Raw genomic sequence first — 15,830 nt, forward strand, 5'->3', positions numbered from 1 at the left:
TTTTTTAGCTATAAATAAATATCAAAATAATAATTTCACAAAATACAAATGAATAACTTTTCCTACTAAACAAAAAAACTCCTTACATTTCTGTAAGGAGTTTTTTGAAAAATGTATGTCTAATATATTTTTTCTAGGATTTTTTCGGATGAACAATTCCTTCTGCTACCGCTAACCACGCTGATGGTCCGCCTGCAACATAACCTGTCTGACCAAGTCCTTTAAAATTTACTTTTCCGTCCTTAGATTCAGCACTCGTGAAATAGATTGTTGGAAATCCCTGTATACCGAAAGCCTGTTGCAATTCGTTATTCTGAGTTTTTATTTCAGCGGTTTGCTGAGTTCTTCTCGGATAATCCAATTCTACCAAAATCACATTCTGACTTGCCCATTTTGTAAATTCAGGTGTTTTCAGAACTTCATTCTGCAATCTGATACACCATCCGCACCAATCGCTTCCTGTAAAAAACATCAGCATTGGTTTGTTTTCTTTATTACTAACCGTGATGGCTTCTCTTACGTCTGTATACCACTTTAATTCCTGTGCCTGTGTAGCATATGCTCCAACAAAAAAGAGAGCTATTAAAAGTATTTTTTTCATATTCTTTTATTTTTTACAAATTTAAGCAAAATTTGAATTGATAAATGTCGCCTACTTTACTTCCTGCATAAATTTTTTGATAAGTGGAGAAATCGCAATCAGAATTACACCTGCAACAAGAGAATATATCGCCAATTGATAGTAACCCTCTGTATACGACTGTAGTTTAGACAGAAGCGTAACTCCTGTATTTGATTTAGATATTTCTGCACCTAATTTTCCGGCTGCTAACTGTCCAAAAGCAGCGGCAAGAAACCAAAGCCCCATCATCATACCAAATAATCTTTTTGGAGATAACTTCGTAATAATTGACATACCAATTGGCCCTAAGCACAATTCTCCAAGTGTTGTAACCAGATAAGCAAATGTAAATACGTTTAACGATGCAATTCCTTCTGAACTAGCAAAAAACTTCGTTAGATAGAAAATATAAAATGAGGCTCCTAAAAACAAAAAGCCAATTCCGAATTTAATAATTGTATTGGGTTCGATTTTTCTTTTACCCAGCCAAAGCCATAATAAACCAATGATTGGACTGAAGACAACAACAAAAAAGGTATTTGAGCTGTTATTTACAACATTTGGATCTATGGTAAAAAATAATAATTTATTACTTAAATTATCTTTTGCAAAAAGTGATAATGAACCACCACTTTGCTCATAAATTGCATTAAATAAAAAATAAAAGAATACAAATAAAAAGGCTGCAAATAATTTCTTCTGAAGATTAGTATCACCTAATTTTATTAGTTCATAAATAAAATACAGAACAGCAGCTATACCAATTGTGTACATGAAGTAATCTGTATAATCTGTATTTTTTACCATTATAAAGATAAACGGAATACTCAACAGGGATAATACATAAACTAAAATTTCACGCAATTTTCTTTTGCTGGGCGCCATTTCCAATAATGGAGAATCACCTATCGGTCCCAAATATTTTTTAGTAAACAAAAAGGTTACTAATCCGAAAAACATCACAATTGCAGCAGATAAGAAGCACCATGTCCAGGAATAATATTTTCCTAAATAAATACACAAGGCACCTCCTAAAAGACCACCAACATTTATTCCGGCATAGAACATTCCGTAACCAGCATCTCTTCTTCCGTCTTTTTCATGATATAATTCTCCAACCATTGAAGAAACATTGGGTTTAAAAAAACCAGTTCCAATGATTGAGAAAGCAATTCCGTAATAAAATAATTCCTGTGGAGAAAAGGCAATCAGAAGATTCCCTAAAACCATTACGATTCCTCCAAAGAATAAAGATTTTTTGAATCCTAAAACCTTATCAGCAAAAATTCCGCCGATAAAAGTAAACGCATAAACAAAAGCCTGAATAGCTCCATATTGCAAGTTGGCATGTTCATCTTTTAATAAAAGCTGATCTACCATAAAAAATGTAAGTACTCCACGCATTCCGTAAAAACAAAAACGTTCCCACATTTCAACAAAAAACAAATACCATAATTGTTTTGGATATTTGCCTTTAAAATTCTGAATTTCTTCTAAAGTGATGTTGTTTTCCATATTATCTGACACCATGCATCATTTTTTTCAAAAAGGGAGTCAGTGCAAATAATACAATTGCAGCAATACCGGTAAGAACAACAAAAACCATAAAGAATTCATACAAATTATGAATTTCAAAACCTGCGAAAACAGGATTTTGGGCACTGATTTGGTGTTTCTCCAAAATAGCCAATTGCTCTGCTGTTGGTGTAATAGTTTTATCTAAAATTGCCTGTAAATTAATTCCTAATTCTTTTGCTTTGGCAAATTTATCTCCTGTTGCAGGCAAAATAGAACCTAAAGTTCCTCCCAAAGCATACCCTGAAGCATTTGACAAGAAAAACACTCCGTATAATAATGATGCAAAACGTTTTGGCGATAATTTACCTACCAATGACAAACCAATTGGCGACAAACATAACTCCGCACAAGTATTTAAGAAATATAACAAAATAAGCCATTTTACTAATAGTAATCCTGAAGTCCCGATATAAGAAACCTGAGTGGCTATCATAAAAAAGCTAATTGTAATTATAACTAAACCAGCTGCTAATTTTACAGGTGAAATTGGTTCTTTATCTTTTGCTCTAAGCGTATCCCATAAAATACTAAAAGGAACTGCCATTGCTACAACAAAAAGTCCATTAAAAATCTGAACCATTGAAGGGGGCATTAACCAACCGAAGAAATGCCTGTCAGTTTGGTTATCTGCAATAAAGGTTAATGATGATCCAGCCTGCTCAAATGCAGCCCAAAAGAAAATAATAAAGAATGAAACAATGTAAATTACAATAATTCTGTCTCTCTCAATTTTAGTCAAAGAAGTATCAGAAATGATTAATCCTGCCAATGCCAATCCACTAGAATAAATTAATGTGTAAATTAAATTCTGACCTACGACATAATGAAAAAACAATCCTAAAACTATAAATGCTACTCCTGCTATTGCTAAAGATTTTTCAGAAAAATTAGCTTTTTGCGCTTCTCCTTCTTCAAAATCCGCTGCAACATTTTTAGATGGCAATCCACCCAATGGTCTTCCTTCAGGGGAAACTACATATTTATTTTTTAAGAAGTAAAAAAGAACCGTTCCGATAAGCATTGCTGCCGAAGCCGCCATAAATCCCCATCTAAAAGCATGAATATCTCTTATTCCTCCGGCATCTTTAACATCGCCTAATAAAGGACATATTGATTGCCCTAAGAAAGCTCCCATGTTAATTCCCATATAGAAAATAGTGAAAGCGGTATCTAATTTTGTTTTTTCCTGCTTTGGATACAAACTTCCTACCATGCTGGAAATATTTGGTTTGAAGAATCCATTACCAAAAACAATAAAACCTAATCCGCTGTACATGACAGCTTTAGCTAATTCTAAATTAGCTTCAAAAATACTACCACTGGTAAACAATAGCATTTGCCCGGCTGCCATTAATAGTCCGCCTAATAATATACAATTTCTGTTTCCAAAAAAACGATCGGCAATAAAACCTCCCAGCATAGGAGTTAAATAACATAAACCCAGAAAACCTCCATAAATTAAAGAAGCTTGTTCTTCTTTCATTAATAACGAGTTCACAAGAAATAACGTCAATAAAGCACGCATTCCATAAAAATTGAATCTCTCCCACATCTCCGTTCCAAACAATACCCAAAGTCCTTTTGGATGCGCCGTTTTCACTTGAGTTTCTCCCATATTATTCTTTATTTGTTATTAGGTTATAAAGTTCTTTTTATAAATTTTCTTTGATAAAGTTAGTCATTTTATTATACAGCTGAATTCTCGTTTTGCCACCATAAATACCATGGTTTTTATCTGGATATATCTGAGAATCAAATTGTTTATTAGCCTGAATTAATGCTTCCATCATTTGCATTGAGTTTTGCACATGAACGTTGTCATCACCTGATCCGTGAATCAATAAAAATTTGCCTTTTAGTTTATCAACATGATTTATTGGAGAATTTTGATCATAACCGCTTGCATTTTCCTGTGGAGTCTGCATGTATCTTTCTGTATAAACACTGTCATAAAAACGCCAATTCGTTACCGGAGCAACTGCAATAGCCATTTTAAAAACATCGTTTCCTTGAAAAATACAATTTGAAGCCATAAAACCTCCATAACTCCATCCGAAGATTCCAATTCTTGAAGCATCAACATACGGATAAGCTCCAATTACTTTGGCTGCATCGATCTGATCTTCAACTTCATATTTCCCTAACTCTTTTTGAGTTACTTTTTTGAAGTCGGCACCTTTAAAACCAGTTCCTCTACCATCAACACAAGCTACAATATAACCTTGTTGAGTAAGCGATAAAAACCAGTAATCGTCTGTATTATTCCAATCGTTATTTACCTGTTGAGATCCAGGACCAGAATATTGGTACATGAAAACAGGATATTTTTTAGAAGGATCAAAATCTTTTGGTTTCAAAATCCATGCATTCAATTCATTTCCTTTAGCGGTTTTTAAAACAAAAAATTCTTTTGCAGGAAGATTATAGGCTTTCAATTTATCAGAAAGCGTCTGATTGTTTTCTATAACCTGAATTTCTTTACCGGTTTTTGCCTCGTTTAAAGTATAAGTTGTAGGCTGTAAATTACTGGAGAAAGTATTAATGAAGAATTGAAAATTAGGGCTAAATGTTGCAGCACTTGTTCCAACCTTTGAGGTTAAACGTAATTTGTTTTTTCCGTCTAAACCAATTCTGTAAATGTCTCTGTTGATTGAACCATTTTCTGTAGATTGGTAGAAAATAGTTTTTGTTTTTTCGTCAAAACCGTAGTATGAAACCACTTCCCAGTTTCCTTTTGTAACCTGATTTTTAAGTTTTCCTGTTTTATCATAAACATAAATATGATTAAAACCATCTTTTTCGCTTGTCCAGATAAAACTGTTATCTTTTAAGAATGTCAAATTATCTGTAACATCAACATATGCCTTGTCTTTTTCGTTTAGGATTACTTTTGCTGTAGCAGTTGTTCCGTCAACAAATAATAAATCCAGATTGTCCTGATGTCTGTTTAACACTTGTGCAGACAATGTATTATTATCATTTGTCCATTGCATTCTCGCAATATAGAAATCATTGTAATTACCTAAATCAACTTTTTTAGTTGTATTCGCTCCCGCATCATATATATGTAATGAAACTACTGAGTTTTTCTCTCCTGCTTTAGGATATTTAAAAGTTTCAATTGCAGGATATAAATCTTTTTTGAAAATTGACATTGAAAATTCTGGCACCTGGCTTTCGTCAAAACGAATGTAAGCTAGTTTTTTACTGTCTTTACTCCAGTCAAAAGCTCTCACAAAAGCAAACTCTTCTTCGTAAACCCAGTCAGTAATACCATTTATGACAGCATTTTTCTTTCCGTCTGTAGTAACTGGTGTTGATTTTTTTGACGCTACATCATAAACATATAAATTGTTTTCTTTAGCGTAAGCAATTTTAGTTCCGTCAGGTGAAAAAGTTGGCTCCTGAATCTGAAAATCAAAAAGTTTAGTTAGAGATTTGGCAGTGATATCGTATAAAAAATAATCTGCTGTAAAAGAGTGACGGAAAATTTGTTTGGAGTTACAAGCAATTAAAATCTTTTTTTCTGAAGCATCAAAAATATAGCTGTCAATTCCGTCTGAAAGTGCTGCGTGATTTTTTGTATCAATTAAATTAGACACTTTTTTTAATGTTGCAAAATCGTATAAATCAATCTGCATGCTTCTGCTCGCCTGATCAACATTTAAAACAGTATATTGATCTGTATTTTTTAAGGACTGCAATTCATCCATTCCTTTAGCCCGGAAAGCTCCGCCATAAATATCTTCAACAGTTATTTTTTGCTGACCAAAAACGGTGGCAACAAATAACAATAATATTACAGTAATTTTACTTGTATTCATCAGAATTATTTTAAATATAAAAAAGAGCCCAATTTTAGTGAAAAAAATAAACATATTACACATTTCAAGTGTTAAATGTTAAAAAAAATAACGATTGCGTAGTTTCAAATTTTCGAATAGATTTTAATTAAACTCTTAAATTGGTATATTTGCCGCAACAATACTATTTAATATACTGAGAATGAACAACGCTGTTGCAGGATTTTCTAAATTATCCAAAAAAGAAAAAATAAACTGGATTGCAGATTCCTATTTTTCTACCCCTGATGAAGCTCATAAAATAATAAGAAATTACTGGAATTCAGACGAAAAGCTTCAACAGTTGCATGATGAATTTATAGAAAATACCATTACCAATTTATATATACCGCTTGGAGTTGCCCCTAATTTTTTAATTAATGGCAAATACAAAACGATACCAATGGCTATTGAAGAGAGCTCTGTTGTGGCAGCGGCTTCAAAATCGGCAAAATACTGGTCAACACGAGGCGGATTTAAAGCAACCGTAATTAATACTGAAAAAATTGGTCAGGTGCATTTTACATTTAATGGGGATGCCCAAAAATTACAATCCTTTTTTGACGGCATAAAACCTGTTTTCTTCTCTGACACACAAAGCATTACCAAGAATATGCAACAGCGTGGCGGGGGAATTCTGGAGATACATTTAAAAGATAAAAGAAATTTACTTGAAAATTACTTTCAGCTTCATGCTACTTTTGAAACCAAAGACAGCATGGGAGCCAATTTTATTAACTCATGCCTGGAACAATTTGCAACAACTTTAAAAAATGAATTTCAAAATTCTGATTTATTTTCAGATAATGAAAACATTAATATTATAATGAGCATCTTGTCCAATTATGTTCCAAATTGTGTTGTAAGAGCAGAAGTATCATGCCCTGTCGAAGATTTAACCGAAAAGCAGATTACAAACCCGCAGGATTTTGCGCAACGTTTTGTACAGGCTGTTCAAATTGCAGAAGTAGAGCCTTTTAGAGCTGTAACACACAACAAAGGAATTATGAATGGTGTTGACGCCGTTATTCTGTCAACAGGAAATGATTTTAGAGCTGTAGAAGCAGGTGTTCATGCCTATGCTTCCAGAAATGGACAATATGCAAGTCTGTCTCATGCTAAAGTTGAAGATGGACTTTTTACTTTCTGGCTTGAAATTCCACTGGCTTTAGGTACTGTTGGCGGATTGACTTCTTTACATCCGTTAGTAAAATTATGCCTGGAAATACTAGAGAATCCTTCGGCAGAAGAATTAATGCAAATAGTGGCTGTTGCCGGCCTGGCACAGAATTTTGCCGCTTTGCGTTCTCTTACCACAACCGGAATTCAGGAAGGGCACATGAAAATGCATTTAAACAACATCATCAACCAACTTGAAGCTAACGAAGAAGAGCGTCTTTTAATAAAATCTCATTTTAAGAAAAATACTATTTCACATAGTGCTGTTGTTGATTTTATAGAAAATCTACGAAAATAATTAAAGCTATCCTATTCCAGTTGCAATCTTATTTTAAGGAATTCAAAGGTTCTCCCGAAGATTCGCAGCTAAAAAAACAAAGTATGAAACAAACATTTTACAGTAACGGAAAACTTTTTATTGCCGGAGAATATCTAGTGCTGGATGGAGCAGATGCTTTTGCGCTACCAACAAAATTTGGTCAGAATTTAGTAATTGAAGATGGTGAAAATAATCAAATAGAATGGAAAAGTTACGATTACAACAATCAACTTTGGTTTGAGGAAACAATCTTATTTAAAGAAATTATAGATCGGCCGGACACAAAAACTGAAACTGTAAAAACAACTTTACTAAATATCCTTCATGAAGCCTATATATTAAATCCAAAATTCATAGCAGACGCAAAAGGTTATAAAGTAAGCACGCACCTGACTTTTCCAAGAAACTGGGGACTTGGAACTTCTTCTACACTTATAAATAATATTGCCGAATGGGCAAACGTTAATGCTTTTACTTTATTAAATAATAGCTTTGGCGGAAGTGGCTATGATATTGCGTGTGCACAAAACAACACACCGGTACTATATAAAATTAAGGATAATGTTGTAAAACCGGTTGAGTTTAACCCGGACTTTAAGGAACATATATATTTTGTTTATTTAAACAAAAAGCAAAACAGCAAATCTGCCATATTTGCTTACAATAACAATAAGGGGCATAATCTGGCACAAAATGTTGCAGAAAACAACAAGATTACAAATACTATTCTACACGCAAAAACATTAAAAGAGTTTGCCTTAGCTGTACAAAAACATGAAATTCACTTGAGTAGTATTTTAGAAATGCAAACAATCAAGGAGGCTGTTTTTCCAGATTTTAATGGTGTAATCAAAAGCCTTGGGGCTTGGGGAGGAGACTTTGTTATGGTAATTTCTAAAGATAATCCGAAAGAATATTTTGCTTCAAAAGGCTATGAAACTATTCTTTCTTACGATGAGATGATCCTTTAGAGAATTACAGCATCTCTTCAAATCAAAATAAAAAAATTAATTCAAGTTTACTTTTTTTGTTTTAACGTCTTTTGTTTCCAGACGGCGAACAATTTGGTTATCCTGCTCATTTGACTCTATAAGAGTATTATGGAGGCGTTCGGCCATTTTTTCTATACTGTTTGTAATAGAATCGTATACGAGTTCCATACGTCGATGCTTTTCTTCTTTTACAGCTTTTAAAACATCTTCTACAAAAATCTTATCGTATTTTTCAGCAACAGAATCACGAGTATTAGTTAATCGTATTACATTATCATTGCCAAGGATCGTAACTTTAAAGTGCTGTTCTTCATTACTTAAATAATACTTCCCTCCCAGTTCATCACAATTGATGTCTGTACTGCTTACTTTTAGCAATTCAGTAATAATTCCAAAAATATGATTTTCAATTTTGGAATATACTTTAGGTTTCCTTTTAAAAAACTTAAACATTAAAAACATCAAGTACTTGATTATTAAAGTATTTATTTATCATAGGAGCATCTATTTTCTGTAAAACAAAACAGAGTTTGTTAATTAAAAAATCCGCACAAATTAACAGTATTAATTTTAATAAGCAAAATTTTTTAGATTATATTTCTATTATTCCTATATAATTAATAAAAAAATGAATGATATTTATTACAAATTACTTTTAATCAATTGTGTTCCAACAAAAAAACCCGAAACATTCAGAAGAACGTTTCGGGTTTAAGTTTATTTGGGTTTACTACTTAGTAGTTAAATTGCAATCTGTTATCTTCAATTTTAGCATTGTTTTTCAATGCTGGTAAAATTCTGTTTGCGTCAGAAGCACTTTGTGCTTTTACCTTAGCAACATATTCAGCATGATTAGCAAGAGCAGGAGCTTTTACTGAACTAATGTTTTTCACAACATATACACCAGTGTTTCCTTCAATTGGAGCCGAAACTTTATTAGCAGCCAAAGCAAATGCAGTACCTACAACTTTTGGTTCCTGACCTACTCCTCCAGGTAATACCGGATTGTCTAATGTTACATTAGTAGCTTGCTGAACGGCTACGCCAACACTTTTAGCAATTGCCTCAATACTTGATCCAGTCATTTTTGCTTTTAGCATTTCAGCTTTTTTCTTATTTTTCAGGATTGGCTCAACATAAGGTCTTGCAACGCTTACAGAAATCAAACCTGATTTGTTTTCGCTTTTATATTGTGCAATTACGTGACCAATATTAGCTAACTCAAAACGTTTTACATCACCAACGCTTGTTTCTTTATCAAACGCCCATCTCACGATATTACGTTGGTTTCCTAAAGGACCAAATGCCTCATCCATAGCTTTTACACTAATTGGAGCAGCTACTTTTAATCCTAATTCTTTTGCAGTAGCATTAAAATCTTTATCTGCAGCCTGCATTTCAAATTTAGTAGCCAAAGTAAATACTTTATCAGAAGTAGCTTCAGATGGTTCAATTTTTTGAGCAATTGTAGCTAAACGAATACCATCTTGTTTATCAGTAACTTTTATAATGTGAAACCCAAAAGGAGTTTCTACTAAACCAATTTTTCCAATTCCGTTATTAAATACAAAATCATTAAAAGGTTTTACCATTTGGTTTGGACCAAAATATCCTAAATCTCCGCCTTGTTGTGCAGATGAGTCATCAGAACTTGTAAAAGCCAACATCATGAAACTATCCGGATTAGCCTGAACTTGTGCCAAAATTTCTTCTGCTTTAGCTTTAGCTTCTTCTTTTGTTCTTTTTTCTTTTGTATTTGGAGTCTGAGACCCTGTATATCCAATTAAAATATGACTTGCTTTTGCATTTACGCCAGCTTTAAATCCTAAAGATTTAGAAATAGCATAATATCTTCCATATACATATGGTCCATAAATTTCACCGGCAGGCAAACTGAATAATTTATCAGCATCTACTGCAGGCAAAGAATTTTTAGGTATATAAGTTGAATCGTAAGGAACATCAGAATTTGCGTTTACAAATTCAGCAATGTTTGTAGCGTTTCTGAAACCTGCCAGAGTATCGTTTTTACCTGTTTTAGCATTGTAAACTACACTTCCTGATAATAAGGCTGTGATTTTTGCTTTAATTTCAGCTTCGTCTTCTTTTGAAGCTTTATCTTCAACTAAAACATATTGAATTTCACGAGTTGCATCAGCTTTGAATTTTTTCTCGTTTTTCTTCATATAATCAACAATATCAGAATCAGATATTTTTACTTCACTATCTTTAATAGAAGAATATAATCCGGCAGCATAAGCAAAGTTTACTTTGTTAGCTTCCATTTCATACTTTAATTTTCCTTCACTAGCAGTTGTGTAAAGTCCTGATTTTACTAAAGTATTATAGATTTGAAATTTTGCGTTCAATCCTGCATCCTTTTCTTTGTCAGCAATATATTGTTTTGCTTCAGGAGTAGTATTAACGTAGTTTTTAAATTTAGCAACGTCAAAAACACCTGCTGCATTTAAGAACATAGGGTTTTTTCCAATATTTGGATCTGATTTTAAAACTTCTATTAAATGTTTTTCACCAACTCTCAATCCTAATTTATCAAACTGAGCTGATAATAACGCAATTGAAACTTCCTGATCCCAAACTCTGTTTGCAGCTTCAGTAGAAGAAATACCCTGACCACTTTTCTCAACATTACTAACTTTAACCCTAAAGTCTTCAAATGAAATATCTTTTCCATCGATGCTTCCTACATCTTTTGAACTTTGACTAAAAGTACCGCTACTGAAAAGATCTTGTATTATAAATGCTAATAATGCAAGTGCAATAACTCCTATCAATAAAGCGGAACGCTGTCTAATTTTTGCTAAAACTGCCATTTTTATTGTTGTTAATTTTATATTCAGTTTGCGAAAATACAATTATCTAGTTAATAACAATACAACTAGTGTTTTATTTTGCGCATTTTTTTTTTAATTAATAAAAATTTTACTCTTTTATAGTCATTTTTACTAATTCGATTTTCTTGTTTGTTGCTTCTTCTATCACAAAATAATATTGATCAATTACTATTTCGTCTCCTTTTTGAGGGATTTCTTTGGTATGATTTACAATAAAACCTCCCAAAGTGCCATATGAGTCTCCCTCAGGTATATTCAATTTATAGGTTTCATTGAGATACTCAACATCCAGGCGTGTAGAAAACAAATACTTACCTTCTCCTAATACTTGTTCTGTCAGCTCTTCGGCTAAATCATGTTCATCCTCGATTTCACCAAAAAGTTCTTCGACAATATCTTCTATTGTGATTATGCCCGAGGTTCCTCCATGTTCATCGAGAACAACAGCAACATTTCTTCTTTTCTTAATAAGTAAGTTCAAAGCATCTCTTATAGAAATTGTATCGGGAACAAACTCAACGGTCATCAAAACAGATTTTATCGTTTTTGGCTTTTTAAACAAATCAAAAGAATGTACATATCCGACAATATCGTCAAGAGAATTTTGACTGACTACAATTTTAGAATATCCGGTTTCTATGAATAATTGCTTAAGTTCTTCGACACTTGCAAACAAATCTATATCGACAATTTCAGTACGTGGCGTCATAATGTCGCGGGCCTTTACACCTGAAAACTCCAAGGCATTTTGAAAGATTTGAATCTCAGAATCTACTTCTTCATTTTCTTCAACAGAACTCATTTGTTCTGTAATATAATTGCCCAGTTCAATTTTACTAAAATACAATTGTACCTGATCACCCTCTGTCTTAAAGAACTTTCTTAAAATAAAGTCTGAAATCCATATAAAGAAAGTCGATATGTAATAAAACAACCTATAAAAGAGATAGGCCGGAATTGCAAAAATTTTGATTAATGAATTGGCATAAATCTGAAAAAAAACTTTAGGGAAAAATTCGGCCGTAATTAAAACTACAAAGGTCGAAAAAGCAGTCTGAATAAGAAAACTTGTAAAATCTGAAAACTCATATCCAAAGCGTATAATCTGATTCAGGATCAGATCACCCATATAAAAACCGTAAACTACCAGTGCGACATTATTACCAATAAGCATTGCTGCAATAAATTTAGATGGATTTTCGGTAAGTTTTGTCAGTATTTGTGAGAGAAAATTATCTTGTTTTTTTTCTATTTCAAGATAAATTTTATTTGAGGAAATAAAAGCTATTTCCATTCCCGAAAAAAAGGCTGATAGTATTAAACATAGTATTATAATACTAATCTCCATTTTTTATTGTTTTTTATTACGGTCATCAAATCTGTTAGCAAATTTCCTTCTGAAGAAAAACATGAAAATTGCCAAACCAGCAATTATAAAACTCAGAGTCGCCTTATCGTTTGCCTCATTCAGTTTTGTAATTCCGTCATATATAAAGAAAACTCCAAAAAGGATGTATACGTATTGTGTGTATTTTAAATAACCCATAATATTTTTTATTCTTCGGCTTCGAGTTCGCCGGTTATTCGTTGTGAATTTATCACTTTAAAATCTTTACTAAAATCTATTCCCTGTCCGTAAGTGACTCCTTTTGCATCGGTGAGTTTAAATTTTCTTTCGGTATAAAACCACTCATTTTTCTGGTCAAAATACAACTGTTCGGTTTCCAGCATTTGTCCGGTTTCAGAAGTAATCTTTACTTTTCCCTGCAAATCAATAATTCCTGTTTGCTTATACGAAACAGCATAATTTGATTTTATAAAAGTACGCTTTTGTTTTTTATCATATAAGGTAACATCAATTCCTTTTGGAAATTCGGTAAACGGAAATTCAAGATTTGAGTAATCCAGCATTTTGGAACTAATGAGAACTCCTGTTATACGTCCGGAATCTGTATATTTTATATTCACAGTATCTGCATCACTTCCGGGAACAAACTCCGAGAAGTTAATTTTCTGAACTTCTTTAAAATTACTTTCGCAACCAAAAAACATTGTCACAGCAAGAACTGTGACAATTGTGATGATATATTTCTTTGGTAAATTCATTTGCCAAATGTAGTAAATTGTATTGAGCTTAAAAAAACAGCTTTGCTTAATTGAATTTACTTTTTACGAACCATCTGTCATTGAAAGAGAAGCTCAAACTAAAGTTCATATAGTTCTCCTTGATCAAACCTGAAGAGGTTGTACCTTTTTTTCCAAATTCCAGTCCAAAATTTACATTTGAAAAGGTCCCTGTAATTGGAAATCCTGCTCCTAATGTCATTCCTACATCGTTTATTGACTCATTATTAACAATCAGTCCCAGTTTTTCATATTTAAAACCTGCTCTGTAGGTAACTCTGCTTAAGTAACTTGTAAATGAACTATAATTTGGAACATAATATCCTCCAATGGCGTATTTTGAATATTTTTCATAACGCACATTATCCATGGTATTATAATTATTATTAAGTTTTCCATCACCCTGAAAAGCCAATGTTGTACCTACTAACCATTTTCTTGCTTCACCAATACCGGCACCAATTGTTAACTTACCTGGTAACTTCAACTCACTTGAAGAAGGTGGGTATGTATAAGGATCCGGATCACCGTCAACATCAACAACTCTAGTGTTATCAGAATTTAGATTCCCCGAAAAAGTATAATTTAAACTAGTGTATAAATTCATCTTTTTATAAACTTTAGTCTGATACATTGTACCAATATTAAAATTTGTTCCGGCTATTTCAGCAGTATTTACTTCTCTGGTAGCATTTTGTATACCTGATACCAGTTCTATGCTTGTTGTTGTAATTTTACCGAAGTTATATTGTATGTCAGCACCAATATTCCATTTTGGAGTAATTTTATATCCTACGCCAAAAAACACTTTATTAACTCCTCCTTTTCCTTCTAACTGACTGCTTACAGCACCAGGAATAGCTGTATTATCATTAGAAAGTCTGTATCCCACAGAGGATAAAGGAACTAAACCAAATGCTGCACCAAATTTACCCATAGGTATACCTACTGCCAAATAATCAAAAGTCGATCTTTGTGCTTTTGAAGTTTCTGTATCAGATTTTAATTTAGTCGTTCCAAAAGTACCTCCTACAGAAAATGTTGTTTGTCCCAAACTAGCATAACTTGCCGGATTCTCAATATTCAAATGTATACTATCCTGCTCTACTGCAACTCCTGCCATAGACCTGAATTCAAGAGTTCCTTTTAGCCTTGAGTCCCCAATTCCGTAAAAAGAATAAGGTGATGCTGTACCTTGCTGAGCAAATGAAACGAACGAGATAAGTAAACAAGTACTTACTATAATTTTTTTAATCATTGTCGATTTTTATATTGAAATGTTTGGTTCAAACTTTCCAGAAGGAAATTTGAATTGGCAAATATGGTATTTTTTAATCGTTTAGCCAAAAATTCTGCATCACCACCCGTTAAAATTATTATAAAATTTGAAAAGTTTGCCCGATATTCATCGATAAAACCATCGATCTCATAGACGAACCCATTTACAACACCTGAATGAATAGCCTCTATTGTTGAGTTTCCAATATATTGTTCAGGAGACCCTAAGGTCAGCAAAGGCAGTCTGGCCGTGAAATTATGTAAAGATTCATAACGTAATCTTAAACCAGGTGAAATAGCCCCGCCCATATAATTATCATTTTCGTCGATAAAATCATAGGTAATACAAGTTCCTGCATCAATAACTAATCGGTTTTGTTTTGGAAATTGTAAAGTTGCTCCGGCAGCCAAAACCATACGGTCTATCCCTAAAGTTTTTGGTGTCGCATATTTATTAATAAAGGGAAAAACGTCTTCATGTGTTAAAAAATGAATATTCAACTGTTTTTCGAAAGTCAAAAAAGACTGTTTTTCGATATCTCCTACTGATGCAATGACCAAATCGGAACAGTTAGGGAATTTTTTTAAAATTTTTTCAATTTTTTTTTCAAGTTCATTCTTCTCAAAAATAAAATTTTCCAGAGCAGTATTCTCCTCAAAAACAGATGCTTTAATTCGAGTGTTACCAACATCAACAGTTAAGATCATATTTACTTTTTTGTTTTTGCGAAGATACGAATTGATTTTTTTTTTAAAAATGTTTTGGATAAACGAAAAATGATTCTATCTTTGCACCCGCAATCAGCACGGTGCCTTAGCTCAGATGGTAGAGCAATGGACTGAAAATCCATGTGTCCCTGGTTCGATCCCTGGAGGCACCACCAAAACCCACTCACTGAGTGGGTTTTTTGTTTTTAATATGTTTTAACAAATGCATTACTTATATAGGATCAGGTGCAAAAGTTGGGGATTAAGCAAAAAGATTAGATAATCTGAATAAGAAGAAATCTACTTTACGCACTCCTCTAAATTGACTTCTAA

The 15,830-nt window shown here is 32.9% G+C and carries 13 protein-coding genes and 1 tRNA gene; 3 read left to right on the forward strand and 11 right to left on the reverse strand.

Annotation, left to right across the window (positions count from 1 at the left end; genetic code table 11):
• Window positions 1-133: 133 nt before the first annotated feature.
• The 4 genes from JOD96_RS14610 to JOD96_RS14625 are packed head-to-tail and all read right to left on the reverse strand — an operon-like array spanning window position 134 to window position 6,024.
• On the reverse strand, window positions 134-601 hold the full coding sequence (locus JOD96_RS14610) for a thioredoxin family protein (protein ID WP_209564973.1): 468 nt from the start codon (window positions 599-601) through the stop codon (window positions 134-136).
• Between the two features lie 51 nt (window positions 602-652).
• Window positions 653-2,137 (reverse strand): peptide MFS transporter, encoded by a 1,485-nt coding sequence (locus tag JOD96_RS14615; RefSeq protein WP_209564988.1) that lies wholly within the window; start codon window positions 2,135-2,137, stop codon window positions 653-655.
• Window position 2,138: 1 nt separating this feature from the next.
• Window positions 2,139-3,815 (reverse strand): peptide MFS transporter, encoded by a 1,677-nt coding sequence (locus JOD96_RS14620; protein ID WP_209564974.1) that lies wholly within the window; start codon window positions 3,813-3,815, stop codon window positions 2,139-2,141.
• A gap of 37 nt (window positions 3,816-3,852) precedes the next feature.
• Window positions 3,853-6,024, reverse strand: a complete 2,172-nt coding sequence (locus JOD96_RS14625) for a S9 family peptidase (protein ID WP_209564975.1) — start codon at window positions 6,022-6,024, stop codon at window positions 3,853-3,855.
• Between the two features lie 181 nt (window positions 6,025-6,205).
• On the opposite strand from JOD96_RS14625, the gene JOD96_RS14630 reads away from it, so the two are divergent.
• On the forward strand, window positions 6,206-7,519 hold the full coding sequence (locus tag JOD96_RS14630) for a hydroxymethylglutaryl-CoA reductase, degradative (protein WP_209564976.1): 1,314 nt from the start codon (window positions 6,206-6,208) through the stop codon (window positions 7,517-7,519).
• Between the two features lie 83 nt (window positions 7,520-7,602).
• On the forward strand, window positions 7,603-8,511 hold the full coding sequence (locus tag JOD96_RS14635; RefSeq protein ID WP_209564977.1) for a GYDIA family GHMP kinase: 909 nt from the start codon (window positions 7,603-7,605) through the stop codon (window positions 8,509-8,511).
• Window positions 8,512-8,547: 36 nt separating this feature from the next.
• On the opposite strand, the gene JOD96_RS14640 is transcribed toward JOD96_RS14635, so the two are convergent.
• The 7 genes from JOD96_RS14640 to JOD96_RS14670 all read right to left on the reverse strand — a co-directional run bounded on the left by JOD96_RS14640 (window position 8,548) and on the right by JOD96_RS14670 (window position 15,497).
• Window positions 8,548-8,985, reverse strand: a complete 438-nt coding sequence (locus tag JOD96_RS14640) for a hypothetical protein (protein WP_245188417.1) — start codon at window positions 8,983-8,985, stop codon at window positions 8,548-8,550.
• A 281-nt stretch (window positions 8,986-9,266) separates the two neighbouring features.
• Window positions 9,267-11,366, reverse strand: coding sequence for a peptidylprolyl isomerase (locus JOD96_RS14645; RefSeq protein ID WP_209564979.1), 2,100 nt, complete (start codon window positions 11,364-11,366; stop codon window positions 9,267-9,269).
• A 109-nt stretch (window positions 11,367-11,475) separates the two neighbouring features.
• Window positions 11,476-12,735, reverse strand: a complete 1,260-nt coding sequence (locus JOD96_RS14650; protein ID WP_209564980.1) for a hemolysin family protein — start codon at window positions 12,733-12,735, stop codon at window positions 11,476-11,478.
• 3 nt (window positions 12,736-12,738) lie between these two features.
• On the reverse strand, window positions 12,739-12,933 hold the full coding sequence (locus JOD96_RS14655) for a hypothetical protein (protein ID WP_209564981.1): 195 nt from the start codon (window positions 12,931-12,933) through the stop codon (window positions 12,739-12,741).
• A gap of 8 nt (window positions 12,934-12,941) precedes the next feature.
• Complete coding sequence (lptC, locus tag JOD96_RS14660) at window positions 12,942-13,493, reverse strand: LPS export ABC transporter periplasmic protein LptC (protein WP_209564982.1); 552 nt, start codon at window positions 13,491-13,493, stop codon at window positions 12,942-12,944.
• Window positions 13,494-13,539: 46 nt separating this feature from the next.
• Window positions 13,540-14,769: a hypothetical protein gene (locus tag JOD96_RS14665; RefSeq protein WP_209564983.1), complete on the reverse strand. Its 1,230-nt coding sequence runs from the start codon at window positions 14,767-14,769 to the stop codon at window positions 13,540-13,542.
• The gene (locus tag JOD96_RS14670) at window positions 14,766-15,497 is read right to left on the reverse strand and encodes a type III pantothenate kinase (protein ID WP_209564984.1); all 732 of its coding nucleotides are present in this window, start codon (window positions 15,495-15,497) and stop codon (window positions 14,766-14,768) included. The genes JOD96_RS14665 and JOD96_RS14670 overlap by 4 nt, the downstream gene beginning before the upstream one ends.
• Before the next feature lie 100 nt (window positions 15,498-15,597).
• Here JOD96_RS14670 and JOD96_RS14675 point away from each other — a divergent pair.
• Window positions 15,598-15,673, forward strand: a tRNA-Phe gene (locus tag JOD96_RS14675).
• Window positions 15,674-15,830 lie beyond the last annotated feature (157 nt).

It is taken from the genome of Flavobacterium sp. 1355 (assembly GCF_017833415.1).
GTDB lineage: Bacteria > Bacteroidota > Bacteroidia > Flavobacteriales > Flavobacteriaceae > Flavobacterium.

Coding starts and splice junctions, on each gene's coding strand:
- JOD96_RS14610 (WP_209564973.1), bottom strand. CDS start 601: ATGAAAAAAATACTTTTAATAGCTCTCTTTTTTGTTGGAGCATATGCT.
- JOD96_RS14615 (WP_209564988.1), bottom strand. CDS start 2,137: ATGGAAAACAACATCACTTTAGAAGAAATTCAGAATTTTAAAGGCAAA.
- JOD96_RS14620 (WP_209564974.1), bottom strand. CDS start 3,815: ATGGGAGAAACTCAAGTGAAAACGGCGCATCCAAAAGGACTTTGGGTA.
- JOD96_RS14625 (WP_209564975.1), bottom strand. CDS start 6,024: ATGAATACAAGTAAAATTACTGTAATATTATTGTTATTTGTTGCCACC.
- JOD96_RS14630 (WP_209564976.1), top strand. CDS start 6,206: ATGAACAACGCTGTTGCAGGATTTTCTAAATTATCCAAAAAAGAAAAA.
- JOD96_RS14635 (WP_209564977.1), top strand. CDS start 7,603: ATGAAACAAACATTTTACAGTAACGGAAAACTTTTTATTGCCGGAGAA.
- JOD96_RS14640 (WP_245188417.1), bottom strand. CDS start 8,985: ATGTTTAAGTTTTTTAAAAGGAAACCTAAAGTATATTCCAAAATTGAA.
- JOD96_RS14645 (WP_209564979.1), bottom strand. CDS start 11,366: ATGGCAGTTTTAGCAAAAATTAGACAGCGTTCCGCTTTATTGATAGGA.
- JOD96_RS14650 (WP_209564980.1), bottom strand. CDS start 12,735: ATGGAGATTAGTATTATAATACTATGTTTAATACTATCAGCCTTTTTT.
- JOD96_RS14655 (WP_209564981.1), bottom strand. CDS start 12,933: ATGGGTTATTTAAAATACACACAATACGTATACATCCTTTTTGGAGTT.
- lptC (WP_209564982.1), bottom strand. CDS start 13,493: ATGAATTTACCAAAGAAATATATCATCACAATTGTCACAGTTCTTGCT.
- JOD96_RS14665 (WP_209564983.1), bottom strand. CDS start 14,769: ATGATTAAAAAAATTATAGTAAGTACTTGTTTACTTATCTCGTTCGTT.
- JOD96_RS14670 (WP_209564984.1), bottom strand. CDS start 15,497: ATGATCTTAACTGTTGATGTTGGTAACACTCGAATTAAAGCATCTGTT.